Consider the following 23631-nt stretch of genomic DNA (forward strand, 5'->3'; position numbering starts at 1 on the left):
GCCGCCCAGACCGTCCAGGTGTCGGCCTACCCGGACCACTACGCCCAGTGGGAGCAGCAGGCCGCCGACCTCGTCGCCCAGCACTGGAACAGCTAAGACAACAAGTGAGACCAAGCTGAAGGCCGGCACCCCGAACCAACGGGGTGCCGGCCTTTCCGCGTGCCAGGAGACAGCGTCAGGTCGCGCTGATCGTGCCGGTCGCCAGCAGGCAGATCACCAGGCTGCCCAGCGCCACCCGGTACAGCACGAAGACGTACAGCGTGTGGTGTGCGACGTAGCGCAGCAGCCACGCGATGGCCGCGTAGCCGACGGCGAACGCGATGAGCGTCGCGATCACCATCTGCGCCACGCTCGGCGCGGCGGTGCCCGGCGCGGACGGCTCGAAGACGTCCGGGAGGCTGAACACGCCGGAGATCACCACGGCCGGGATCGCCAGCAGGAACGAGTAGCGGGCCGCGGTCTCCCGGGTGAGGTTGAGCAGCAGGCCCGCGGTCAGGGTGCCGCCCGAGCGGGAGACGCCGGGGACCAGCGCCGCGGCCTGGGCGAAGCCCATGATGACGCCGTCGCGCATCCGGAAGTTCTCCAGCGTACGGGTCTGCCGGCCCCAGTACTCGGCGAAGGCCAGCAGCATCGCACCGATGATCAGCGTGCAGGAGATCAGCCAGAGGTTCCGGCCGGCGGTGCGGATCTGGTCCTTGAAGATCAGCCCGAAGATGCCGATCGGGATGGTGCCGACGATGACGTACCAGCCCATCCGGTAGTCGAGGCTCGACCGCACCGAACGGTCGACCAGGCCGACGAACCAGGTCCGGACGATCCGCCAGATGTCCTTGGCGAAGTAGATCAGGACGGCGGCCTCGGTGCCGAGCTGGGTCACCGCGGTGAACGACGCGCCCGCGTCCCGGCCGAAGAACAGGGCCGAGGTGATCCGCAGGTGCCCCGACGAGGACACCGGAAGGAACTCGGTCAGTCCCTGGACCAGGCCCAGGACGATGGCCTCGATCCAGGTCACTCGCCGACTCCGGACAGCTCCAGCGCCTCGGCGACGGTACGCAGGGTCTGCACCCCGCTGTCCCGGTCGGCCACGAACAGCGACACCGACAGCGTGGTCACGCCGGCGGCGGCGTACTCCCGCATCCGCTCGGCGATGCGCTCCTTCGGGCCGAGCAGCGAGGTGCGGTCGATGAACTCCATCGGTACGGCGGCGGCCGCGTCGCGCTGCCGCTTGGCCAGGTAGAGGTCCTGGACCTCGCGGGCGGCGTCGCCGTAGCCCATCCGGGTGGCGAGCTGGTTGTAGAAGTTCTGCTTGCGGCTGCCCATGCCGCCCACGTACAGCGCGGCGTACCAGCGCACCAGCTCGGCGCAGGTGGCGATGTCGTCGCCGACCACGACCGGCACGGACGGCACCACGTCGAAGCCGGCCAGTTCCTTGCCCGCCGCCGCGCGCCCGGCGCGTACCGAGGCGAGGTGCTCCTCGGCGAACTCCGGTGAGTAGAAGACGGCCAGCCAGCCGTCGGCGATCTCGCCGGCCAGTTCCAGGTTCTTCGGGCCGACTGCGGCCAGGTAGATCGGGATGTGGTCGCGCGGCGGGTGGAAGCCCAGCCGCAGCGCCTTGCCGGGGCCGTCGGGCAGCGGCAGCGTGTAGTGCTCGCCGTCGTACGCGACCTCCTTGCGGGCCACCGCCAGCTTGACGATGTCGACGTACTCCCGGGTGCGGGCCAGCGGCTTGGCGAACCGCACGCCGTGCCAGCCCTCGGAGACCTGCGGGCCGGACACGCCCAGGCCGAGCCGGAACCGGCCGCCGGAGAGCGTGTCGATGGTCGCGGCGGTCATCGCGGTCATGGCGGGGGTACGGGCCGGGATCTGCATGACCGCGGAGCCCACGTCGATGCGCTCCGTCTGACCGGCGATCCAGGCCAGCATGCTCGGCGAGTCCGAGCCGTACGCCTCCGCGGCCCAGACCACCGAGTAGCCGAGCCGGTCCGCCTCCTGGGCCAGCGCCAGGTGGTCGAAGGGCGTGCTCCACGCCGTCTGGTATCCGAGGTTGAGCCCGAGTCGCACTGATCCTCCCACCGTCCGCACCACAGGTCGCATCAGGTTACGCAATGAGCGTGGCGCCCTCGACGTCCGGCTCGCCCCGAACATGTCACACCGGGTGGAGCTCGCGCGGGAAGTTGACTGCGGCGAGGATATCCGTGACGCCGGGTTCGAAATAAGGTTCACGCATGCAACAGCGACCGCTCGGCCGAAGCGGGCTGGCGGTATCGCGGCTCGCGCTCGGCACCATGACCTGGGGACGGGACACCGACGCCGACGACGCGGCCGCCCAGCTGAAGAGCTACCTCGACGCGGGCGGCAACCTCGTCGACACCGCCGACGTGTACGCCGACGGCGACGCCGAGTCGGTGATCGGCTCGCTGCTGGGCAGCCTGGTGGACCGCGACGAGCTGCTGATCGCCACCAAGGCGGGCCTGCGGCCGGGCAGCCGCCGCCGGGACGGATCGCGCGGTCACCTGCTGCGTACGCTGGACGCCTCGCTGCGCCGGCTGGGCACCGATCACGTCGACCTGTGGCAGGTGCACGGGTACGACCCGGACACCCCGCTGGAGGAGACGCTCTCGGCGCTGGACCACGCGGTGTCCAGCGGGAAGGCCCGCTACGTGGGTGTGTCGAACTTCTCCGGCTGGCAGACCGCCCGGGCCGCCGCCTGGCAGGCCGCCTGGCCGGGGCGCGCCCCGGTGGTCGCCGCGCAGGTGGAGTACTCACTGCTGGAGCGCGGCGTGGAGCGGGAGGTGCTGCCCGCCTGCGCCGGGATGGGGCTGGGCGTGCTGCCCTGGTCGCCGCTGGGCCGGGGCGTGCTCACCGGCAAGTACCGCAACGGCCGCCCGGCCGACTCGCGGGCGGTGTCGCCGCACTTCGAGCGGTTCGTCGCGACGTACCTGGAGCCGCGCTGCTCCAGCATCGTGGAGGCGGTCGCCATCGCGGCCGGCGGGCTCGGCGTGTCGCCGCTGGAGGTGGCGCTGGCCTGGGTGCGGGACCGGCCGGGCGTGACCGCGCCGATCCTGGGCGCCCGCACCGTCGGGCAGCTGCTCGGCGCGTTGCAGGTGGAGCGGATGACGCTGCCGGAGGAGATCGTCACGGCGCTGGACGACGTGTCGGCGGTGCCGGTGGGCTATCCGGAGCGCGACGGGTGAGCCGTACGAGGGCGATCCGGGTCACCCGCAGGGGGTGGCGGAGGGCCCGCCACCTGGGCAGCATAGGGGCATGGACTACGAATACGCGCCGCTGCGGTTGCCCTCGAACGTCGATCGGCTGACCGCCGCGGCGCAGCTGGCGATCCAGGCCGAGTTCTCCGGCTGGGAGCTGGCCCGGGTGCGGCTCTACCGGGACGGCACGCGGCAGGTGGTGCTTCGGCGCCGCCTGGTCAACCAGTCGCAGCCGGGTCTGTCGTACTGACGAGGGGCCCGTCCCCGGGGCCGCGCGACGCGGCGCCGCCCCGGGGACGCGCACGGCCTAGTGCGCGTGGTCGTGCTCCTCGTCGAGCTCCATGAACGGGTGCTCGTCGAGCCGGCCGACCAGCCGGTCGTCGGCGGCCGGCTGGAACGGGCCGACCGGGTCGTCGTCGTCGAACGACTCCAGGTCGACGGGGGTGCCGACCTCGCTGACCATCACCACACCGTCCAGCGGCTCCAGCTCCGGCACGTCGAGCGCGGACAGCGAACCGTCGCCGCTCTGCAGCAGCTCCAGCACCGCCTCGCCGACGCCCTCCACCGGCGCCGGCTCGTCCTCCTCCGGGGTGCCCTCCCGGCGGGCCGCCTCGGCCGCGCGCAGCAGCGCGGCGACGCTGGGCACCCGGTAGTCGCGCCGCTGCCGCACCGAGATGACCCGCGGGTGCGGGTCGGTGGGCTCGCCGCCCTCGACGGCGCCGAAGCGCTCGTCGGCCTCGTCCGGGTCGATCGACTCCACGTCCCAGGGCGTCACCTCGCCGAACGCGTCGAGCAGCTGCTCGTCGTAGGCGAACGAGGCGTTGTTCAACGCGACGTACGCCTGCCAGACGGCGTCGTCGTCGATCCGGCCCTGGGCGGCCCGGACGGCGGCCAGGTGGGCGCGGGCCGCGTCGATCACCCGCTCGAGGGCGGCGTCCAGCTCACCGTGCTGGTCGGTCATGTGTGGCAGTCCCTTCGCGATGGGGGGAGGTTCCGCGCCGGCGGCGCCGCGGCGGGCGCGGTCAGCAGGTACGGAGGAAGCGGTCCAGAACCCGCACGCCGAACTGTAGTCCGTCCAGCGGAACCCGCTCGTCGATGCCGTGGAACAGGCCGGAGAAATTGAGGTCGGCGGGCAGCCGCAGCGGCGCGAACCCGAAGCAGCGGATGCCGAGCTGGGAGAACGCCTTGGCGTCGGTGCCGCCGGAGAGCATGTACGGCACGGGGTGCGCGCCCGGGTCCTCGGCGCGCAGCGCCTCCGACATGTGCGCCACCAGGTCACCGTCGAACGTGGTCTCCAGGGCCGGCTGGCGCTGGACGTACTCGATGGCGATGTCTGGCCCGACCAGCTCGCGCAGCTGCCGCTCCAGTTCCTCGCTCTGGCCGGGCAGGCTGCGGCAGTCGATGGTGGCGGTGGCCCGGCCGGGGATGACGTTGTCCTTGTAGCCGGCGGCCAGGCGGGTCGGGTTGGCGGTGTTGCGGACGGTCGCGCCGATGATGTTGGCGATCGGGCCGAGCTTGGCGATCGCGGTCTCCGGGTCGTCCGGGTCGATCTCGATGCCGAGCACGTCGGAGACCTCGGCGAGGAACGCTCGTACGGTGTCGGTCATCACGACCGGGAAGCGGTGCCGGCCGATCCGGGCGACCGCCTCGGCGAGCGCGGTGACGGCGTTGTCGTCGTGCACCATCGAGCCGTGGCCGGGCCGGCCCTTGGCGTGCAGGCGCAGCCAGTCGATGCCCTTCTCGGCGGTCTCGATGAGGTAGAGGCGGCGCTGCTCGTCGACGGAGTAGGAGAAGCCGCCGACCTCGCCGATCGCCTCGGTGCAGCCGTCGAACAGGTCCCGGTGGCGCCGGGTGAGGAAGTGCGCGCCGTAGTCGCTGCCGGCTTCCTCGTCGGCGGTGAACGCGAGCACGACGTCGCGCCGGGGGCGGACGCCGGTGCGCTGCCAGTCGCGGACCACGGCGAGCACCATCGCGTCGAAGTCCTTCATGTCGATCGCGCCGCGGCCCCACAGGTAGCCGTCGCGGATCTCGCCGGAGAAGGGGTGCACCGACCACTCGTCCGGGTCGGCGGGCACCACGTCGAGGTGGCCGTGCACCAGCAGCGCGTCGCGGCCGGGCTCGGTGCCGGGGATCCGGGCGACCAGGTTGGCCCGGCCGGGCGCGGATTCGTGGATCTCGGCGTCGACGCCGACCTCGGCGAGCTTCTCCGCCACGTACTCGGCGGCGCGCCGCTCCCCCGCGCTGGTGTCGTTGTCGCCGGTGTTGGTGGTGTCGATGCGCAGCAGGTCGCGGCAGAGGTCCACGACCTCGTCGGTGGCGTCGGGTCGGGCGGGGGCGGCGTCGCTCGTCATCGCTTCCTTATACCAGCAGGTGAGGTGGTCGCGGGCCGCCGGTGTCGGGCGGCGGTTTCGCGGATCGTCCGGCCGGGTACCGCCGGACCGCCCGGACATCGACTCCGGCCGTCACGAGGAGGGCACCATGACCGTCCCCCTGCCGCCGCTGCCGCCCGCCGCCGACGACACGTACCGGCCGGGTGGGCGCAGCGTCGCCGAACTCGTGGACACCGAGCACCGGGTGCTGCTGGGGCTGGCCGACCGGGTCACCGACCCGACGCTGGACGCCGCCGGCCGGCGCGAGGTGCTCGACGTCCTGACCGCTGCGGTGTCCCGGCACCTGTCCGCCGAGGAGCAGTACCTGTTCCCGGCGGCCCGCGCCGCCGTGCCGGACGCCGCGGAGCTGGTCGAGCGGGAGATCGAGGCGGACGCCGGGCTGCTGACCGCGCTCAAGGAGCTGTCCGGCGCGGACGACCCGGCGGTCGCCGACGTGGCCGAGCGGGTACGCCGGCACGTCAGCCGCGTCGCGGCGCTGGTCACGCCGCTGCGGGAGGTGGCCAGCGACGCCGAGCTGATCCGGCTGGGCAACCGGTGGGAGATCGCGGAGGAGGCGGCGCCGACCCGTCCGCACCCCGGCACGCCCGCCACGCCGCCCTGGAACAAGATCGTCGAACCGGCGGTCGGGGTGCTGGACAAGGTGCGCGACGCGGTCACCGGACGGCGTACGCGGCTGAGCGACCTGGAACATCGCCGCGAGGGGTGAGCCGATCGCCCCTTCCGTGTATCGGTTCGTGGTCCTACCGTCACGGTATGGATCTGGAGCTGCGACACCTGCGTGTGGTCTGCGCGATCGCGGAGACGGGGAGCGTCACCAAGGCCGCTTCGGCGCTCGGCCTGGCCCAGCCGGCGCTGACCGCCCAGCTTCAGCGGATCGAACGGGCGCTGGGCGGGCCGTTGTTCGAACGGGACCGCCGCGGCGCCCGCCCGACCGCGCTGGGTGAGCTGGTGCTGGACCGGGCGCGGGTGCTGCTGCCGGCGATGAAGGGCCTGCGGGACGAGGCGGCCCGGATGGCCGGTGCGGGCGATCCGCTGCGCCGGTACCGCTTCGGCGGCGTGAACAGCCCGATCCTGGGCCGGCTGGTGCACCGGCTGGCCGCCGAGCGTCCGGACGCGCAGATCACCACGTACGGCTCGTGGTCGGTGGACGAACTCGCGCAGATGGTGGCCGGTGGCCGGCTCGACTTCGCGCTGACCGGGGTGTGCGGCGACTCGACGCCGTCGGCCGGGTTCGGGCTGAGCTGGCGGGAGGTGGCGGTCGAGCCGATCTGCGTGCTGCTGCCGCAGACCCACCCGCTGGCCGGCCGCGCCGACGTCGACCTGGTCGACCTGCGGCGCGAGCGGTGGGTGGCCGCGCCGGGCGACGGCTGCTTCGGCGACTGCTTCGCCGCCGCCTGCGCCCGCTCCGGCTTCACCCCGAAGAAGGTGTACGAGGCGGACGTGCGGGCCGCGCTGGACCTGGTGGACGCGGGCGAGGCGGTGGCGTTGTGCCAGGCCACGTTCCGTCCGGTGGCCGGGCTGGTCACCCGCAGGCTCGCCGGCACGCCGCTGCGCTGGCGGCTGCTGCTGGGCTGGCATCCGGACGTGCCGGCCGCGGCGGTGGCCGAGCCGGTGCTGGCGGCGGCCGTCGCCGCGTACACGGACGCGCTGGCGAACCATCCGGAATACCTGGGCTGGCTGCTGGCGCACCCGGAGTTCGGCGTGCAGCCCAACGGCTCGGGCGGGGTGCGAATCGCCTGAACCCGGGTATCACCGGCGACATGACTGATCTGTATCCGGCCGCCGACCAGCGGGAGCTGCTGCGCCAGGCGGCCACCGCGCACACCACCGCCGCCGCCGAGGTGGAGGCGTTCCTGCGCCGGTTGCCGGAGGTGCCGGGGCCGGCCGACGTGACCGAGTACGCCAACCTGCTCAGCCGCGAGGAACGCGCCCGGGCCGACCGGCAGGCCGCGGCGGACGCGGCCGGGCTGCGGCTGCCCAGCCTGGAGTCGGAGTAGCGGGCGGCGCCCGGGCGGGTGGTCCGCCCGGGCGCCGCCGCACCGGCTCAGCGTTCGACGAGTACGTCGTGACCGAGGTCGAGCAGGGCGTGGCGCCACTCGTCGTCGGCGTTGCCCCGGCGTGGCCGCTGCGCGGTCAGCTCCCGGATCCGGCTGATCGCCTCCCGCATCACCTCGATGTCCTCCGGCGTGAGGTCCACCTTGCGCTTGCGCAGCACGGCGAGGATCTGTCGGCCCGGCTCGGGCAGGTCCAGGTCCGGGCCCGGACCGAACGCCTCCTCTCCCGAGCCGCGGGTCAGCAGCCACTGCCGCAGCGTCTCGGAGGACACGTTCACCTCGGCGTGGAAGTCGTCCCAGATCACCTCGACCTCGGGGTCGAGTCGCGCCTCGCGTACCATCACGCCTCCTCTCCCGGCGGCGGCCCGGGTGCCGGCTCGCCCTCGTTCGGTGTGTGCTGCTTCAGACCCTCCGGCGGCACCCGGACCCGGGACGGGTTCGCCGTCGGGGCCGCCTCGATCGGTTCACCGGCCCCGGTGTCGTCGTCGGGGACTTCCTCGGGTTCGGTCATGTCCGCCCTCCGGTCCTTCGGTGACGGCCCGTCCCGGCCCGGCCGGGACGGGCCCCGGCCGGTCATCGGGGATGGGACGTGGTGGCCGGCGTGTAGCCCCGCTCACCGGCGGCGACGTCGAAGACGAGCTGGTCGTCACGGGTGTCGACGGTGACTTTCTGCCCCGGTGAGACCTCGTTCTCCAGCAGCATCCGGGACAGCCGGTTGTCGACCTCGCGCTGGATCACCCGGCGCAGCGGCCGGGCGCCGAACTCCGGCTGGTAGCCGTGCTCGGCGAGCCAGTCGACGCCCGCCGTACTGAAGTCGACCTGGATGTCCTGGGCGTGCATGCGGCGGCGGGTCTCCTCCAGCAGCAGCCCGGTGATCTGGCGGAGCTGCTCGGCCTCCAGCCGCTGAAAAATGATCACCTCGTCGATGCGGTTGAGGAACTCCGGGCGGAAGTTCTCCTGGAGCCGGCGCATCAGCCGCTCCCGCAGTTCGTCGCTCTCCTGCTCGCCGGGCCCGCCGGTGGCGAAGCCGACGGTGCGCTGGGTGCCGGTGATCAGCTCCGAGCCGAGGTTGCTGGTCATGATCAGGACGGTGTTCTTGAAGTTCACGGTGCGGCCCTGGCTGTCGGTGAGCCGGCCGTCGTCGAGCACCTGGAGCAGGATGTTGAACACGTCCGGGTGCGCCTTCTCGATCTCGTCGAGCAGCACCACCGCGTACGGGCGGCGGCGGACCGCCTCGGTGAGCTGACCGGCCTCCTCGTAGCCGACGTACCCGGGCGGGGCGCCGACCAGCCGGCTGACCGTGTGCCGTTCCTGGAACTCGCTCATGTCCACCCGGACCATCCGGTCCGCCTCGCCGAACAGCGCCTCGGCGAGCGCGCGGGCCAGCTCGGTCTTGCCGACGCCGGTCGGGCCGAGGAACAGGAAGCTGCCCATCGGCCGGTCCGGGTCGGCCAGCCCGGTGCGGGAGCGGCGTACCGCCTCGGCGACGGCGCTGACCGCGTCGTCCTGGCCGATGATCTTCTCGTGCAGGTGCCCCTCCAGGCGCAGCAGCCGGTCGCGTTCCTCCTCGGTGAGCTGGGTGACCGGGATGCCGGTGGCCCGGGAGACCACCTCGGCGATCTCCGTCGGCCCCACCTCGGGCACGTGGCTGGGGCCCTCGTCGCCGCGGGCGCGGCGGACCTGGTCCTCCAGTTCGGCGAGCCGGTCGCGCAGCGCGGAGGCCCGCTCGTACTGCTCGTCGGAGACCGCCTGCTCCTTGTCCCGGCGCGTCTCGTCGAGCTGCTGCTCCAGCTCGCGCACGTCCTCGGCGGGGGTACGGGTGCGCAGCCGCACCCGCGCGCCGGCCTGGTCGATCAGGTCGATCGCCTTGTCCGGCAGGAACCGGTCGGTGACGTACCGGTCGGACAGCTCACCGGCGGCGATCAGCGCCTCGTCGGTGAACCGGACCTGGTGGTGCGCCTCGTACCGGTCGCGCAGGCCGCGCAGGATCGCGATGGTGTCGTCGACCGTCGGCTCGGGCACCAGCACCGGCTGGAACCGGCGGGCCAGTGCGGCGTCCTTCTCGATGCTGCGCCGGTACTCGTCGAGCGTGGTCGCGCCGATCACCCGCAGCTCGCCGCGCGCCAGGGCGGGCTTGAGCATGTTCGACGCGTCCATTCCGCCCTCGCTGCCGGCGCCGCCCGCGCCGACCAGCGTGTGGATCTCGTCCAGGAAGATGATCAGCTCCTCGCGGTGGGCGCGGATCTCGTCGATCACCTTCTTCAGGCGCTCCTCGAAGTCACCCCGGTAGCGGGTGCCGGCGACCAGGCCGGACAGATCGAGCTGGATCACCCGCTTGCCGATCAGCGTCTGCGGCACATCGCCGTCACAGATCCGCTCGGCCAGGCCCTCCACGATCGCGGTCTTGCCGACACCGGCCTCACCGATCAGCACCGGGTTGTTCTTGGTCCGCCGGGACAGGATCTCCACCGCCTGCTCGATCTCGTCGGCCCGGCCGATCACCGGGTCGATCTGGTCCATCCGGGCCAGCTCGGTGAGGTCCTGGCCGTACTGGTCGAGCGTCGGGGTGCCCCGGTCCGGGCGCGGGGCGTTCGCCGCGCCGCGCTCGGCGCTGGCCGCCTGCAACGATTCGGGCTGGATCCGGCCGGCGGCGAGCATCCGGCCGGCCGGCGACTCGGGGTTCAGCGGCAACGCCATCAGGATGTGCTCGGGACCGATGTAGTTGGCGCCCATGGCGCGGGACAGCTGGTGCGCGTCCAGCAGCGCCCGCTTCGCGGCCGGGGTCAGCGACAGGTTCGGCGGCACCTCGCCGCGCGGTGCGCCCTCACCGCGCCCGCCCAGCGCGCCCAGCAGCGCGTCCGGGTCGGCGCCGGCCCGGCGGACCAGGTCACGCAACGGCTCGCGCTGCAACGCCGCCCAGAGCAGGTGGTCGGTGTCCAGGTCGTTGCTGTGCTTCTGGGCGGCGCGGCGGGCCGCGTCGGCGAGCATCTCCCGGGCGTCGGCGGTCATCAGGCGCGTGATGTCGACCCGGTGCGCCGGCCGGCGTCCCCCCTCGCCCCGGCCGAAGTATCGGGCCAGGAACTCGTCCCAGGGGTCGTTGCCGAAGTCACCCGGTCCCATCATCTCGTCCTCCGCAGTCAGTCGGCACGACCGGCACCCGGCACGCGCGGCACGGTCGGCGGTGGCTACCCGGCGGTCGGCGCGACAAACGCGACCGGATGGCAGGCTGGGGAGCATGGAGAGCAGACCGCTGCTGATCGTGGACGGCGCGAACGTGGTGGGCTCGCGCCCGGACGGCTGGTGGCGCGACCGGGCCGGCGCGGCGGTCCGGCTGCGCGACGCGCTGGCGCCCGTCGGCGAGGCGGGCGTGCCGCCGGAGCTGCCGCCACCGGTGCAGGTGGTGCTGGTGGTGGAGGGCGCGGCCCGGCACGTGGCACCCGCGCCCGGCGTGGAGGTGGTCTCCGCGCCCGGCTCCGGCGACGACACGATGGTCGAGCTGGTCGCCGCGGCACCGGATCGGCGGCGGGTGGTGGTCACCGCCGACCGGGAGCTGCGCGAGCGGGTGACCGCGCTGGGCGCGGAGGTACGCGGCCCGCGCTGGCTGCGCCCTTAGCCCGGCCGGTCCCGCGAGCGGGACCACGGCGTCCGCCGGCGGGACCGCCGGCCGGGGTCTTCGCGCACGTCAACGCGGGAACCGGACACGAGGGCCGCAACCACGCGAGGGTGGATGTTCGTCCACCCGTTCCGATGGGTTGTAATGGAGATCTCTTCCGCCCCCAGGAGGTCCCCGTGGCGAGCGTCGCCGAGCTGAAGGCCGCCATCGATGTCGCTCTCCAGCAGATCGGTGACGGCCAGACAGCGGTGCAGGCAGCCGGCGAGAAGCTGGCCGAGGCGCAGCAGACGCTGGCCGGCGCGCTGGAGGGCAGCGGTCACGAGACGGTCGAGGCGGCCCAGGCCTCGCTGACACAGGCGGGCCAGGAACTGGAGGAGTGTCTGGCCGCGACACTGGTCGCGGTGGAACAGGCACAGCTCTACGTCGCGACGCTCTGAGGCCGGCCGTGTCCATAGTCGAGGACATCGGCGCGCAGGTGCGCGCCGCCGCCGAGGAACTGCCGCTGGCGCAGCTCGCCGCCGCGCTGGAGAAGCTCGGTCAGGCGCAGGAGCGGCTGCGCTGGGTGCGCCAGGAGTCGTCCGACCCGATGGGGGTACCGGAGCTGTCCTCGGCCACCGAGCACGCCGAGACCGCCGGCTACGCGCTGCGCGTGGCGCAGGAGCAGCTCACCGCGTACCTGGCCGCGATCGGGCTGGCGCCGGACGGGGCGCGGCCGGCGCCGCCGGGCGAGCGGCCGCCGAAGCACGACACGCCGCGCGGCGAGGAGCCGCCCGCGGCCGGCCCGGCCGCCGAGCCGGGTGAGCAGCCGGCGGTACGGCGCTGGTGGGCGGTGCGGGTGGCGGAGCTGACCGGCGGCCGGGAGGGCGCGCCGGACGAGCCGGACGAACGCGTCGAGGACTCCCACGAGCTGCTGCGCCGGGTGGTCGCCGGGATCCGCTCCGGTGACCGGGACCGGCTGCACCGCGAGCTGCGCCGGGCGCACGCCGACGTGGGGCTGGGGCTGGCCGCGATCACCCCGCCGCTGCTGCGCGAGCTGGCCGGTGAGCTGCTCGGCCATCCGCCCCGTGCGGACGACCTGCCCCGGCTGCGCGGCGCGCTGGACTCCCGGGTCCGCGACCTGCTGCCCGGGCTGCCGCGGCCGGTGCTGGACACGCTGCTGACCCGGGTGTGCCGGATGCCCCCACCGCGCCGCGACGACGACGCGGAGCAGCCGCACGCGGCCGACCCGGCGGTCACCGCGGGTGTGCTCACCGGGGTGCTGCTCGACCGGCTCGGCCGGGACCTGCCCAAGGACAACGACGATCGGGAGCCGTCCCGTGGCTGACGTCCGCGCTCAACTGGTGACGCGGGTCCGGGGGATGCTCTCCGAGGCCCTGGGCGCCACCCGTACCCGGCTCACCGCCGCCGAGGCCGAGCTGACCGCGAGCCGGGAGCGGCTGGCGCGTACCCGCCGGGCCGCCGCGGCCGTGCCCGCCCGGGTGGGCGCCGCCCGCGACCGGCGCCTGGCCGAGATCGACGCCCGGCACACGGCCCGCCTCGCCGAGTTGGCCCGGCGGGCCGCCGCCGCGGCACAGCGGGAGGCGCCGGGCGCGGCGTCCGCGCCCTGGGACCGCTGGCAGGCCACCCCCGCCGGCCGGTCCGAGCCGCCCGGCGCGTTGCGGGTCGGCACGGTACGCCTCGACGGCGCCGAACCGGTGCCGGCGCTGGTCCCGCTCCTGGACGCCGGGCACGCGCACCTGGCCGGCGGCGACCGGGACGGGCTCGCCGCCGTGGTCCCCGCGCTGCTGCTGCGCTCGGTCGGGCGGGCCGACCCGGGCGCGGTGCGGCTGTACGGGTACGACCCGGAGCACCTGGGCGGCGGTCTGGCCGGATTCGCGCCGCTGGGTACGGCCGGGCTGCTCACGTTCGTCGGGCCGGGCGGGCTGGGCCGCCTGCTGGACGACCTGGTGGAGCAGATCCGCCGGATCAACGCCACGGTGCTCGCCGGTGAGTACGGCTCGCTGCGCGAGCTGGCCGCCGCCACCGGACGCCGGCCGGAGCCGTGGCGGGTGGCGGTGCTGCTCGGCGGCGACGAGCTGTCCCGGCACGAGCGCGGCCAGCTCGACCGGGTGGTGCGTACCGGTGCGGCCTGCGGCGTGCACCTGGTGGTCCGCGGCATCGAGCTGCCCGACGACCCGACCGTCACCCGGATCACGGTGGAGCCGGACGACGCCCGGGTGGCCGGGCTGCCGGTGGTGCTCGACGCGCCGCCGCCGCCCGCCCTGGTCACCGAGACCTGCCGCACCGTCGCCTCCCGGGTGGCCGCCGGCCCGCCGCCGACGCCGTTCACCGACCTGCTCCCGCCGCCGGACGAGTACTGGCGGGAGGACTCGGCGCACGGGCTCAGCGCCCCGATCGGCGAGGGCCCGCACGGGCGGCAGGTGCTGCTCACGCTCGGCGACTACCCGCCGCACGCGTTGATCGGCGGCCCGTCGGGCACCGGCAAGACGAACCTGATCTTCGCCTGGATCGGCGCGCTCGCCGCCCGCTACTCCCCCGCCGAGCTGGAGTTCTATCTGCTCGACTTCAAGGAGGGCGTGTCCTTCGCCCGGTTCGCGCAGGGCCGCCGCGACCCGAGCTGGCTGCCGCACATGCGGCTGGTCGGCATCAACGTCAACACCGACCGGGAGTTCGGCCTGGCGCTGCTGCGCTTCCTCGCCGAGGAGCTGCGCCGGCGCGCCGACGCCGCGAAGAAGCACGAGGTCACCAAGCTGGCCGAGCTGCGCGCGGTGGACCCGGACGGGCACTGGCCGCGCATCGTCGCGGTGGTCGACGAGTTCCAGGCGCTGCTCGCCGGCCGGGACGTGGTCGCCCGGGAGGCCGCCGACCTGCTGGAGGACCTGGCCCGGCGGGGCCGGTCGCAGGGCATCCACCTGGTGCTGGCCTCGCAGGACGTGCGCGGCATCGAGGCGCTGTGGGGGCGGCCCGCGCTGGTCGCCCAGTTCACGCTGCGGATCGCGCTGCCGAAGGCGCTGCGCATCCTGGCCGAGCGCAACGACGCGGCGCAGTCGCTGCCCCGCCACCACGCGGTGATCAACGCCGAGTCGGGCCTGGCCGAGGGGAACGAGGTGGCCCGGATCCCGTCGGCGAGCGACTGGGAGACGTGGAGCGAGCTTCAGCACCGGCTGTGGCGGATGCGCCCGCAGGACGCCGCGCCGGCCCGGCTGTTCGACGGCGACGCGATCCCGAAGCTGGCCGACGCGCCGGACTTCCGCGCGCTGACCGCGCCGGAGCAGGGCGTGCCCCGCAGCCCGGTGGCGCTGCTCGGCGAGATCATCGACGTGCAGTCCCGCTCGGCGGCGCTGCGGCTGCCCCGCGCTCCCGGCCGCAACCTGGCGGTGCTCGGCACCCGGGTGGACGAGGCGTGCGCGGTGCTCGACGCCGCCGCCCGGTCGCTGGCCCGGCAGTACCGGCCCGGCACCGCCCGGTTCTCCATCGCCTGCCTGGACCCGGACGCCGACCCGGCCGCCCGCGCCCTGTACGAGGACCTGGAAGGCGACGCTTCCTGGTACGACGAGGAGACGGTGCCGGAGCTGATGGCCGAGGTGGGCGACGGACTCGGCGCGCCGGGTGCGGCGCGTACCCCGCACTTCCTGCTGCTGTACGCGGTGGACGCGGCCGCCGCGGCGCTCGCCGGCAAGGCCGGGACGCGCACCGGGCTGGAGCAGTTGCGCCGGATCCTGCACGACGGGCCGGAGCGGCGTACGCACGTGCTGGCGTGGTGGCGCGGCGTGGCCCGGATGCGCGTCGACCTGGGCGGCGCGGGCGCGCGCACCGACCAGATCGGCGCCTGGGTGGCGCTGGACGTGCAGGGCGGTGAGCTGGGCTCCTCGCTCTACCCGGGCAGCGGCGGGCCGGACTGGTATCCCCGGCCGTGGCGCGGTCTCTACTTCGACCGCGCGGTGCACCGCACCGGACAGGTGATCATCCCTTATGGTCCGTCCCGATGAACGAACCGGTTGCCAGTGAGACGTACAACGCGCAGATCCGCCGGCTCGCCGAGCTGACCTCCCGGGTGTCCGCCCAGCGGGCCGAGGCGCACACCTGGTACGCCCAGCAGGTGGCCGCCGCGGACCGGGCGGTCGCCGAGGCCGCCGAGCAGGTGCGGCAGGCCGAGGCGGAGGTGGCCGAGGCGTCCCGGATGGTGGAGCGCGTCGACGGCGAGGTCACTCACCTGTGGACGCAGTTGCGGGCCCGGCTCGGTGTGGGCGCCCGGCGGCTCGGTGACCCGCCCGGCCCGGTACGCGGCGCCGCCGGTGACCCGGTGCCGCTGCTGCGGGCGGTCCGGGAGCTGCTGGACCGCACCGGGGCGCCGGGCGAGCTGCCCGGCTCGGTGAACCCGCTGCTGGTCGCGTGCGGGATCGGCGGGGCGCTGGTGGCGTACGCCCTGGGGGTGGCTGCGCGCGCGCTGGCCGCCGGTGCCAGCGGCGACCTGGCGGTGGGCCTGCCGGTGCTGGCGCTGGTGGTGACGCTGCTCGGCCCGGTGATCGGGCTGGCGCCCGCCCGGCTGCTGGCCGACCGCCGCCACGCGGTGCTGACCCCGCGCCCGATGATCGTGGTGGCCGTATCCGGCCTGGTGACGACGCTGCTCCTGCTCACTGCGACATACACCCGCTGACCGCCGGCGATCATGGAGTCGGCGGCGCGACACGCCGTCGCGCCGCCGGTCGACCTCATGATCGCGCCCGTCAGGCGGGGGTCAGGACGGCCTCCTTGAGCAGGCGGCGGGTCAGTGTCAGGCGGTCGGCGTCGTCGTCGAGGCCGGGGAGGTCGCCGACCCTTGTGACCTCGCCGGTGAGCAGCGCGCGCAGCGCCGCCTCGCAGGTGCCGGGGAGCGTGAGCGTCCGGTCCGGCACGCGCAGCGTGACCCGTCCGTCGGCGGCCGGGGTGAGCTGCCAGCGCAGCCCCCCACGCACCGCGACCTCGCTGTCCGCTGTCAGCCGGGCCAGTGCCTGCGCCTGGGCCAGCGGCCGGATCGGCGCCGGGCGGGCGGCCGGCCAGACCCGGGCACGCAGCCGGCCGGCCACCGCCGCCGGGTCGGCCCGCAGCAGCCAGTCGCGCAGCGCCTCGACGGTCTCGGTCAGCTCCGGCTCGATCGCGTCCGGGTCGGCCAGGTCGAGACCGAACGGCAGGCTCGCGCGCAGCCGCGCGTCCTCGGCGGCGAGGGCGAGCAGCTCCTCGACCACCGCGTACCGGGTCAGCGCCCGGATGCCCACTGTCAGGTGCAACGAGCTGGACTCCTGCGCCTGGGCGCTGTGCAGCCAGCCGCGCGGCAGGTAGAGCGCGTCGCCCGGTTCGAGCACCACGTCCAGTTCGGGGCGGCCCTCGGCGGTCGCGGACACCTCGTCGGCCCGGCCGCCCCAGGGCTGGCGCTCCAGCGGGTCGGCCAGCACCGGCGGGTGGATCCGCCAGTGCTTGCGCCCGTCCACCTGGAGCACGAACACGTCGTGCGTGTCGTAGTGGGTGGCGAAGCCCTGGCTGCCGGCCGGCGTCAGGTAGGCGTTCACCTGCAACGGCTGGGCCAGCGCGGTGCCCAGGTCGCGGGCGAAGTCGACGATCGCCGGCCAGGTGCGGTGCAGGCCCTGCAACACCAGCGTCGCGCCGTCGGCGTACAGCGCCAGCACCTTCTCGTCGAGGACCTGGTCGCCGATCTCGGCGCCCGCGCCGCCGCCGCCGGTGAACCGCGCCGCCGGCACGAGCTGGCCGTCCTTGGCCACCCGCAGGAACGGGGTACGCAGACCGCGGCGGCTGAGCAGCTCGTCGGCGTCGGCGGGGCTGAGCAGGTCGGTGAAGCCGTCGGGGTTGGGCAGTTCGGCGGCGCGGGACAGCAGCGGGCTGCGCCCCCAGTGGTCGGCGGCGAACTTGGCCGGCTCCACCGCCACGCACCGGGCCAGCGCCTCGGTCGCGGAGAACGGAACCGCCGGGCGGCCGTGGCCACCCGGCGGGTCGACGTGCGTGGTGCTCATGTGTCAGGCGCTGCCGTCGGCGCCGCCGTCGCGCTGGCCGGGGGTCGCGCCGCCGTCGGCCGGACCCTCGGCGCCGCCGTCCGCGCCACCGTCGTGCTGACCCGGAGTCGCGCCGCCGTCAGCAGGACCCTCCGCGCCGCCGTCCGCGCCACCGTCGTGCTGACCTCGGCCGGGCCCTCCAGGCCGCTGCCGCCGCTGCTCTGGATGTCGTCGTCGTTCAATGCCATGGGTGCTCCCTCGGTGTGCCGCCCCGCGTGGTGCCGGGGTCCGTGTGCAGCGGGTGGTACCCCACGCCCGATCTTCTCTAACCACACCGTAGACGCCCTTACGCCGCCGTACGGACGGTTCGCGGGGCAAGCGGCCGGGACGGGTGGATGCCAGGATGGCGGGAGGACGACGCGAGGAGACGCACGTGACGCAGCCGGAGCCGCTCACCCCGCTGACCGAGGACTGGCAGCGGGCGCTCGCAGTGGTGGCCCACCCCGACGACCTGGAGTTCGGCGCCGCCGCCGCGGTGGCGCGCTGGACCGGGCAGGGCAAGGAGGTCGTGTACTGCCTGCTCACCAGCGGCGAGGCGGGCATCGACGGGATGACGCCGGAACGCGCCCGGGTGGTGCGCGAGGAGGAGCAGCGGGCCTCCGCCGCCGTGGTCGGGGTGTCGGAGGTCGAGTTCCTCGGCCTACCCGACGGGCTGCTGGAGTACGGCGTGCCGCTGCGCCGGGCCATCGCCGCCGTGGTGCGCCGGCACCGGCCGGACGTGGTGCTGACCAACAACTTCCGGGAGACGTGGGACGGGGCGTACGCGCTGAACCAGGCCGACCACATCGCCTGCGGCCGGGCCACGCTGGACGCGGTCCGCGACGCCGGCAACCGGTGGATCTTCCCGGAGCAGCTCACCGACGGCACGCAGCCGTGGTCGCGGGTGCGTGAGGTGTGGGCGGCCGGATCGCCGGCGGCACGGCACGGGGTGGACGTGACCGGCACCTTCGACCGGGGCGTGGCGTCGCTGCGGGCGCACGGGGCGTACCTGAGCGGGCTCGGCGACGGCGGCTTCGACGCCGAGGAGTTCCTGGAGGGCATGGCCCGGCCGGCCGGCAGCCGGCTCGGCACGCGGTTCGGCGCCACGTTCGAGGTCTTCCAGATCAACCTTCACTAGGGCGCGGCGACGTTCCTGGTCGGCACGTCGGGCTGGCACTACCGGGACTGGCGGGAGCGTACGCCCGGCGACTTCTGCGTGGCGGTGAAGATGAGCCGCCACCTCACGCACGTCAAGCGGCTGCGAGACCCGGCCGAGCCGGCGGCCCGCCCCGCCGAGGGGGCGGGACGGGCCGGTCCGGTGCCGGATCAGGGAATCATCTGACGCAGGTCACCCGGCATGGTGGCCTTCACGTCCTCCCACTCGCCCTGGGTGACGTGCCGCCGCAGCGTGTCCAGCACGACCTGCACCACCCGCTGCGCGCCGCCCTCGGCGTCGTACGGGAAGCCCTGGCGCACCTCGTACAGGAAGTCGTCGCGGTTCAGCTTGATCGGCACGTTCTCCGGCTGCCAGCCGTCGAAGTAGATCCCGCGCACCAGCACCGGCAACTGCTGGGCGAACTCGGTGCTCTCCTGCACCGGCAGCCGGTCCCGCAGCAGGTGCAGGACGGTACGCAGCGCGGCATAGGACTGGTTGCGCTGTTCCTTCGGCCAGCCGTACGCGGACTCGATCTCCTTGAGGATCACGTTCGTCTTGTCCAGCGAGGACTCGAACGCGGACAACAGCTGTTCGGCCATCGGGCTCACCCCCGTGCTTCGGTCTCCCAGCGTCGGTCGTCGGCGCGGCGCGGCGGGCCGCTGGGGCCCCGCCACAGCCGGGTCGGGCTGAACCGGCCGGGCCGTTCGCCCCGCCGTGGCGCCTCGGAGCTGCCGACCACGTGCAGTACGCCACCGCGGCGTCGGTCCGCCACCACCCGTACCGTCATGACCCACCTCCTCGTCGCGGCGCCCGAGCCGGCGCCCACGGTCCATGCTGCGGCGGGGGCGGGTGAGCCGGCCTCACCCGTACCGGGTGAGACGCTCAGGCGTCCAGGAGGCCGGCGAGCGTGGTGGCGTTGCGCTGCGCGTAGTCCTGGTAGCAGTTGTTCATCAGCACGTGCGTCTGCTCGGCCTGGCCGGCCAGCTCGCGCAGCTTCGGCGCCCAGTCGCGCAGTTCCCGCTTGGAGTAGTCGTAGCCGAACTTCTCGTGGATGTCCTTGCTCGTCCACTTGTCGCTGTGCCCGTGGAACCGGACCACAGCGAGGTCCGCGGTGGCGGCCAGCACCGGGGGAATGGACGACTTGTGTCCCTGCGGCATGTCCACGCAGACGAACGGCAGCTCGTGCTCGCGCAGGAAACCGAGCGTCTCCTCGGCGTTGTCGCCGTCGAACCAGGAGGCGTGCCGGAACTCGAAGACCGGGCGCAGCGGCGCGCACCGCCGCTCCACCTCCAGCAGGTATTCCTTGTTGGCCCGCTTGATGGTGAACCAGGGCGGGAACTGGAACAGCAGCGCGCCCAGCTTGCCGGCCTCGACGAGCGGGTCGAGGGCGGACAGGAACCGGGTCCAGACCTCCTCGTACGCCTGCGCGGGCAGGTCGTCCGGGTAGACGTTGCGCTTGTCCGTCTCCGGGCGCAGGTCCTTGTAGAGCGCGGAGACGCGGGTGGGGTGGCCGGTCAGCAGGCTGAACGCCTTGACGTTGAACGTGAACCCGGCCGGGGTGCGTTCGGCCCACAACCGGGCGGTGCGCTCGGCCGGTGGCGAGTAGTAGGTGGCGTCCACCTCGACCAGCGGGAACTGCCGGGCGTAGTAGGACAGCCGCTTCTCCGGTGTGTCGGCGCTCGCCGGGTACCAGCCGGAGTCGAGCAGGGTCCGGTCGGTCCACGAGGCGGTGCCCACCTTGATCTCACCCATGGGGACAGTCCACCGCGTCGGAGGACCGACCGGCAACCGGAACGGCGTTCAGGCCGCCCGCCGCTCCCGGGTCTGCTTGCAGGCCACGCAGGAGGTGGCGGACGGGAAGATCTCCAGCCGCTCCACCGGGATGGGCGCGGTGCAGCCCTCGCAGAAGCCGTAGGTGCCCTCGTCCAGGCGGGTCAGCGCGTGCTCGAACTGGGCCCGCCGGTCCAGGATGGTGCGCAGCAGCGACTGCGCGGTGTCCCGCTCGGCGGTCTTGGTGCCGCTGTCGGCCTGGTCGTCGCCGGCGGTGTCGCCGACCTCCACCAGCCGGAGCACCTGGCTCTGCGCCACGGTCTGCTCGTACTCGGCGGTCAGCTCGTCGTACCGCGACCGCAGGGACTGCCGGATCTGGTCGACCTCCGCCTGGGAGCGGCCCGTGGCTGTCGTGTCGTGGACGAGCATCGCTGCCTGCCTTTCCTGCGCCCTCATACCGGACCGGGGCGGCCTGCGCCCCGGATCCGGTCCGACTGTGGATGCGCGGGCGACGAGATCACCCGTGCTCTGTGAGCCGGGCGATTACCCCCGCCCTCGGCGGGTCAAACCGGCTGTTTCCTGAGTGTTTCCGGTGAGTCCGCAGCCGCTGGTCAGGCGGCCTCGACGAGCGCCGGACGGCGCGGGTCGTCGGCCCGGACCACCACGTCGGCGAAGGACGCCGGGTCGACCTCGCCGGCGTAGCGGGCGAACGCGGGCAGGGTCCACCGCAGCGCCGGGTCGGTGCGCCGCGCAAGCGCCGCCGGGGAGAGCACGAGGTGGACGGTGACGTCGAACGGCAGCGCGCCGCCGAGCAGCAGCGCGCCGCTGACCAGAACCACCCCGCCGGGCGGCAGATCCACGTACGCCGCGCGGCTGGCCCGGTCGGCGTCGGCGTCCCACAGCGACGGCAGCAGCCGGCCGGAGCCGTCCGGGCCGGCCGGGTCGAGCACCTCGCGGCGCAGTCCCGGTTCGTCGAGCCAGCCCTCGTAGTACGCGTCGGGGTTGGTGCGGCCGTGCTCCAGGCGCACCGAGGCGGGCCGGAGGAAGTCGTCGGCGCGGACGTGCAGCACCGGACGGCCGGCGGCACGCAGCGGTTCGACCAGCGCTTCGGCGAGCGTGTCCGGCCCGGCGGCGGGCGGGCCGTCCACGGCGACCCGCAGCCGGCCGGGCGTCCCGGTGCGGGCGAGACGCTCGGCCAGCTCGGTGACGAGCCGGTCGGGGCTGATCGGGCGCACGCGCATCGGACCATCGTGCCGCGCGGGCGGGCGGGTCACCACATGATCGGTTCGGGCGGTCGGGGCTCCGTCCGGCGGCGATCGTCGGGTGGTGGTCCCGGGTGGTCAGCCGGTGCGGTCGATGGTGACGCGGGCGTCGTCGGCGAGCCGGTAGCCGACGCCGTAGACGGTGGTGACGAGCGGGACGTCCACACCGACCTTGCCGCGCAGCCGGCGTACGTGCACGTCGACGGTGCGGACGCCGGCGTGCTCGTACCCCCAGACCGCGTTGAGCAGTTGCAGCCGGGTGAACACCCGGCGCGGGTGGGCGACCAGGTGCAGCAGCAGGTCGAACTCCAGGCGGGTCAGCGGCAAGGGCTCGCCGTCGCGCAGCACGGACCGGGACGACGCGAGGATGTGCAGGGTCGGGATGGTCGGGGCGAGCGGGCGGGCCGGAGCGCGGCCGCCCGGGACGGTGTCGGGACGGCGCTCGGCCGGGACGGTGCCCGCGCTGACCACCGCGTCGCCGCGTTCGAGCATCTCGCGGGCGGCGTCGAGCAGCCGACGGGCGGCCGGGGTGAGCGACTCCTCGCAGGCCAGGGGGATGTTGAGGGTGACGGTGAGCATGGGCGCGGCAGCGGTGTTGGCGGGACGACGCTGGCCGCCGGGGGGACGACCGGGGACCGCGGGTTGGGACGTATGCCATCCGGCGCGCGACGAGGCGGGGCTGACCGACATGGTCCTCCTTGGGCTGGTCCGGGTATCTCCCCACGGCCCGGGACGCCGCTTCATCGATGCTTCCCGGCGTCTCTGCGAGGGTCAAGGGGCGGCTGCGTTGCATGAATGTGACATTTGACGAACACATCGCAGCCGTGCGCTCGCTCTGCGTGCGAGGCCCGTTGATTACAGCAGAGCACCGATTCGAGATGGTACGGGGGGTCTCCCCAGGCGTTCACAGTGGCGGATCAGCCGCAGACGTGAACGCGGCGCACCCCGGGACCGGGTGCGCCGCGTGCCGGTCGGCCTCGGTCAGGCGTCGCGGTCCACGACGATCGCGGCGTCGTCGGCGAGGCGGTAGCCCACGCCGTACACGGTGGTCACCAGCGGCGTCTCCGGCCCGAACTTGGCCCGCAGCCGGCGCACGTGCACGTCGACGGTGCGCGCCACCGCGTGCTCGTAGCCCCAGACGTTCGCGAGAAGTTGCAGGCGGGTGAACACGCGGCGGGGATGTTCGGCGAGGAACAGCAGCAGGTCGTACTCGATGCGGGTCAGCGGGATCTCGGCGCCGCCGCGGCGGACGCGCCGGGTGCCGGTGAGGATGCGCACGCCGCCGGGGGCGGGCGAGGCGGGGGCGGGCGCGTCGCCGCGGCGCAGGTCGAGCACGGTACGGGCGGCCGGGCGGCCGTCCGGTCCGGCCGGTCCTTCGCCGAAGGCGGCATGCCCTTCGCCGGTGGCGGCGAGTTCGTCGAGCAGGTCGACCAGGCGCGCGAGGCCCGGCGTCAGCGGCCCGGTACCCAGGTCGAGCGTGATGGTGAGCGTCGGTGCGGTACGCGGCCGGGGCGGCACGGCCCGGTCGGGGCGGCCCGATCGGGCCGGACGGGTGGTGAGGGCGACGACGGACATGGGAGCCTCCTGTGCGGGCGGTCGCCCCGCCCCGCCGGATGCGGCGGGACGGTCAGCGGAGCGCCCCGCCGGCGGTGACCGGGGGCGCGGCGGACGAGGGTCGGGTCGGCGGGGTGGGACCGAGGGTGGGCAGGCCGGCGATCTGCCAGGCGGCGAAGCCGCCGACGACGTCGGTGGCCCGGTGCAGGCCGATGTCCTGGAGCGCGGCGGCGGCCAGCGACGAGGTGTAGCCCTCCTGGCAGAGCACGATCACCGGGACGTCGTATCCGGACGCCTGCGGCAGCCGTGCCGCGCAGCGCGGGTCGAAGCGCCACTCCAGCACGTTGCGCTCGACCACGAGAGAGCCGGGTACGGTGCCCTGCGCGGCGCGCTGGGCGGCCGGGCGGATGTCCACCAGCAGCGCGCCGCCCCGGCATGCCAGGTGGGCCTGCTCCGGGTCGAGGCGGCGAAGGCGGGTCCGGGCGGCGGCGAGGATCTCGTCGATGCCCCGCGAGCCGGGCGGCGGGACCGGACAGCGCTCGGTGCGGGTGGGGGTCTGCGCCATCGTGGCGTCCTTCCGTTCGTCGGGGTTGCGGGTGCGGC

Annotated in this window: 28 protein-coding genes and 1 pseudogene; 12 read left to right on the forward strand and 17 right to left on the reverse strand. The window is 74.4% G+C overall.

Annotated features, from left to right (window positions below):
• Nucleotides 1–175: 175 nt before the first annotated feature.
• Entirely contained in the window at nucleotides 176–1012 is an 837-nt protein-coding gene (locus IF06_RS0126565; RefSeq protein WP_013286073.1) for an undecaprenyl-diphosphate phosphatase, read from the reverse strand.
• Complete coding sequence (locus IF06_RS0126570) at nucleotides 1009–2061, reverse strand: LLM class F420-dependent oxidoreductase (RefSeq protein WP_013286072.1); 1053 nt, start codon at nucleotides 2059–2061, stop codon at nucleotides 1009–1011. Before IF06_RS0126570 ends, IF06_RS0126565 begins: the two co-directional genes overlap by 4 nt.
• Before the next feature lie 164 nt (nucleotides 2062–2225).
• Between IF06_RS0126570 and IF06_RS0126575 the strand changes: the two genes are divergently transcribed.
• Entirely contained in the window at nucleotides 2226–3194 is a 969-nt protein-coding gene (locus IF06_RS0126575) for an aldo/keto reductase (RefSeq protein WP_013286071.1), read from the forward strand.
• A gap of 70 nt (nucleotides 3195–3264) precedes the next feature.
• Nucleotides 3265–3456 carry a DUF5703 family protein gene (locus tag IF06_RS0126580; RefSeq protein ID WP_030274256.1) on the forward strand — a complete coding sequence of 64 codons (192 nt, stop codon included), beginning with the start codon at nucleotides 3265–3267 and terminating at the stop codon, nucleotides 3454–3456.
• Between the two features lie 57 nt (nucleotides 3457–3513).
• Here the strand turns inward: IF06_RS0126580 and IF06_RS0126585 are convergent, their stop codons facing one another.
• Both IF06_RS0126585 and IF06_RS0126590 read right to left on the reverse strand, forming a co-directional pair.
• Entirely contained in the window at nucleotides 3514–4167 is a 654-nt protein-coding gene (locus IF06_RS0126585) for a hypothetical protein (RefSeq protein ID WP_013286069.1), read from the reverse strand.
• A 61-nt stretch (nucleotides 4168–4228) separates the two neighbouring features.
• Nucleotides 4229–5557 carry a M20/M25/M40 family metallo-hydrolase gene (locus IF06_RS0126590; RefSeq protein WP_013286068.1) on the reverse strand — a complete coding sequence of 443 codons (1329 nt, stop codon included), beginning with the start codon at nucleotides 5555–5557 and terminating at the stop codon, nucleotides 4229–4231.
• 127 nt (nucleotides 5558–5684) lie between these two features.
• Here IF06_RS0126590 and IF06_RS0126595 point away from each other — a divergent pair, with 127 nt between their 5' ends.
• Genes IF06_RS0126595 through IF06_RS0126605 form a run of 3 tightly spaced genes read left to right on the forward strand, consistent with a single transcriptional unit; the run spans nucleotide 5685 to nucleotide 7593 of the window.
• Nucleotides 5685–6302 (forward strand): hemerythrin domain-containing protein, encoded by a 618-nt coding sequence (locus IF06_RS0126595; protein ID WP_013476979.1) that lies wholly within the window; start codon nucleotides 5685–5687, stop codon nucleotides 6300–6302.
• Between the two features lie 47 nt (nucleotides 6303–6349).
• Nucleotides 6350–7336: a LysR family transcriptional regulator gene (locus tag IF06_RS0126600; protein WP_013286066.1), complete on the forward strand. Its 987-nt coding sequence runs from the start codon at nucleotides 6350–6352 to the stop codon at nucleotides 7334–7336.
• A 20-nt stretch (nucleotides 7337–7356) separates the two neighbouring features.
• A complete protein-coding gene (locus IF06_RS0126605; protein WP_013286065.1) occupies nucleotides 7357–7593 on the forward strand; it encodes a hypothetical protein in 237 nt (78 codons plus the stop codon).
• Nucleotides 7594–7640: 47 nt separating this feature from the next.
• On the opposite strand, the gene IF06_RS0126610 is transcribed toward IF06_RS0126605, so the two are convergent.
• The 3 genes from IF06_RS0126610 to IF06_RS0126620 form a co-directional block, all read right to left on the reverse strand.
• Entirely contained in the window at nucleotides 7641–7991 is a 351-nt protein-coding gene (locus IF06_RS0126610) for a DUF3140 domain-containing protein (RefSeq protein ID WP_013286064.1), read from the reverse strand.
• Nucleotides 7991–8161: a hypothetical protein gene (locus IF06_RS34030; protein WP_013286063.1), complete on the reverse strand. Its 171-nt coding sequence runs from the start codon at nucleotides 8159–8161 to the stop codon at nucleotides 7991–7993. The genes IF06_RS0126610 and IF06_RS34030 overlap by 1 nt, the downstream gene beginning before the upstream one ends.
• A gap of 62 nt (nucleotides 8162–8223) precedes the next feature.
• A complete protein-coding gene (locus IF06_RS0126620) occupies nucleotides 8224–10773 on the reverse strand; it encodes an ATP-dependent Clp protease ATP-binding subunit (RefSeq protein ID WP_013286062.1) in 2550 nt (849 codons plus the stop codon).
• A 112-nt stretch (nucleotides 10774–10885) separates the two neighbouring features.
• Between IF06_RS0126620 and IF06_RS0126625 the strand changes: the two genes are divergently transcribed.
• From IF06_RS0126625 to IF06_RS0126645, 5 genes are all read left to right on the forward strand, one after another.
• Entirely contained in the window at nucleotides 10886–11263 is a 378-nt protein-coding gene (locus IF06_RS0126625) for a hypothetical protein (protein ID WP_013286061.1), read from the forward strand.
• Nucleotides 11264–11439: 176 nt separating this feature from the next.
• Nucleotides 11440–11700, forward strand: a complete 261-nt coding sequence (locus tag IF06_RS0126630; RefSeq protein WP_013286060.1) for a hypothetical protein — start codon at nucleotides 11440–11442, stop codon at nucleotides 11698–11700.
• A gap of 8 nt (nucleotides 11701–11708) precedes the next feature.
• The gene (locus IF06_RS0126635) at nucleotides 11709–12587 is read left to right on the forward strand and encodes a hypothetical protein (protein ID WP_013286059.1); all 879 of its coding nucleotides are present in this window, start codon (nucleotides 11709–11711) and stop codon (nucleotides 12585–12587) included.
• Complete coding sequence (locus IF06_RS0126640; RefSeq protein ID WP_030274260.1) at nucleotides 12580–15252, forward strand: FtsK/SpoIIIE domain-containing protein; 2673 nt, start codon at nucleotides 12580–12582, stop codon at nucleotides 15250–15252. The genes IF06_RS0126635 and IF06_RS0126640 overlap by 8 nt, the downstream gene beginning before the upstream one ends.
• Nucleotides 15249–15920, forward strand: coding sequence for a hypothetical protein (locus IF06_RS0126645; RefSeq protein WP_013286057.1), 672 nt, complete (start codon nucleotides 15249–15251; stop codon nucleotides 15918–15920). The genes IF06_RS0126640 and IF06_RS0126645 overlap by 4 nt, the downstream gene beginning before the upstream one ends.
• Nucleotides 15921–15990: 70 nt before the next feature.
• On the opposite strand, the gene IF06_RS0126650 is transcribed toward IF06_RS0126645, so the two are convergent.
• Together IF06_RS0126650 and IF06_RS32330 are read right to left on the reverse strand one after the other, a co-directional pair.
• A complete protein-coding gene (locus tag IF06_RS0126650; RefSeq protein ID WP_030274262.1) occupies nucleotides 15991–17268 on the reverse strand; it encodes a cupin domain-containing protein in 1278 nt (425 codons plus the stop codon).
• Nucleotides 17269–17274: 6 nt separating this feature from the next.
• Nucleotides 17275–17495: pseudogene (locus IF06_RS32330) on the reverse strand (hypothetical protein); the annotation flags it as partial.
• Between the two features lie 185 nt (nucleotides 17496–17680).
• On the opposite strand from IF06_RS32330, the gene IF06_RS0126660 reads away from it, so the two are divergent.
• Both IF06_RS0126660 and IF06_RS34890 read left to right on the forward strand, forming a co-directional pair.
• On the forward strand, nucleotides 17681–18424 hold the full coding sequence (locus tag IF06_RS0126660; protein WP_013286054.1) for a PIG-L deacetylase family protein: 744 nt from the start codon (nucleotides 17681–17683) through the stop codon (nucleotides 18422–18424).
• A gap of 15 nt (nucleotides 18425–18439) precedes the next feature.
• Nucleotides 18440–18628, forward strand: coding sequence for a DUF72 domain-containing protein (locus IF06_RS34890; protein ID WP_332259024.1), 189 nt, complete (start codon nucleotides 18440–18442; stop codon nucleotides 18626–18628).
• Here the strand turns inward: IF06_RS34890 and IF06_RS0126665 are convergent.
• From IF06_RS0126665 to IF06_RS0126700, 8 genes are all read right to left on the reverse strand, one after another.
• Nucleotides 18613–19041, reverse strand: a complete 429-nt coding sequence (locus IF06_RS0126665; protein WP_013286052.1) for a DUF2267 domain-containing protein — start codon at nucleotides 19039–19041, stop codon at nucleotides 18613–18615. The genes IF06_RS34890 and IF06_RS0126665 overlap by 16 nt on opposite strands.
• A 5-nt stretch (nucleotides 19042–19046) precedes the next feature.
• Nucleotides 19047–19229 carry a hypothetical protein gene (locus IF06_RS0126670; RefSeq protein WP_013286051.1) on the reverse strand — a complete coding sequence of 61 codons (183 nt, stop codon included), beginning with the start codon at nucleotides 19227–19229 and terminating at the stop codon, nucleotides 19047–19049.
• A 95-nt stretch (nucleotides 19230–19324) separates the two neighbouring features.
• Nucleotides 19325–20194: a DUF72 domain-containing protein gene (locus tag IF06_RS0126675; protein WP_013286050.1), complete on the reverse strand. Its 870-nt coding sequence runs from the start codon at nucleotides 20192–20194 to the stop codon at nucleotides 19325–19327.
• Between the two features lie 48 nt (nucleotides 20195–20242).
• Complete coding sequence (locus IF06_RS0126680; protein WP_013286049.1) at nucleotides 20243–20641, reverse strand: TraR/DksA family transcriptional regulator; 399 nt, start codon at nucleotides 20639–20641, stop codon at nucleotides 20243–20245.
• A 182-nt stretch (nucleotides 20642–20823) separates the two neighbouring features.
• Nucleotides 20824–21453 carry a uridine kinase gene (locus IF06_RS0126685; RefSeq protein WP_013476993.1) on the reverse strand — a complete coding sequence of 210 codons (630 nt, stop codon included), beginning with the start codon at nucleotides 21451–21453 and terminating at the stop codon, nucleotides 20824–20826.
• A 99-nt stretch (nucleotides 21454–21552) separates the two neighbouring features.
• The gene (locus IF06_RS0126690) at nucleotides 21553–22164 is read right to left on the reverse strand and encodes a winged helix-turn-helix domain-containing protein (RefSeq protein ID WP_013286047.1); all 612 of its coding nucleotides are present in this window, start codon (nucleotides 22162–22164) and stop codon (nucleotides 21553–21555) included.
• Between the two features lie 291 nt (nucleotides 22165–22455).
• A complete protein-coding gene (locus tag IF06_RS0126695) occupies nucleotides 22456–23049 on the reverse strand; it encodes a winged helix-turn-helix domain-containing protein (protein WP_030274265.1) in 594 nt (197 codons plus the stop codon).
• 52 nt (nucleotides 23050–23101) lie between these two features.
• The gene (locus tag IF06_RS0126700; RefSeq protein ID WP_013476995.1) at nucleotides 23102–23593 is read right to left on the reverse strand and encodes a rhodanese-like domain-containing protein; all 492 of its coding nucleotides are present in this window, start codon (nucleotides 23591–23593) and stop codon (nucleotides 23102–23104) included.
• Nucleotides 23594–23631: the final 38 nt, after the last annotated feature.

Source organism: Micromonospora globosa (assembly GCF_000717585.1).
In the GTDB taxonomy this organism is placed as follows: Bacteria; Actinomycetota; Actinomycetes; order Mycobacteriales; family Micromonosporaceae; genus Micromonospora; species Micromonospora aurantiaca.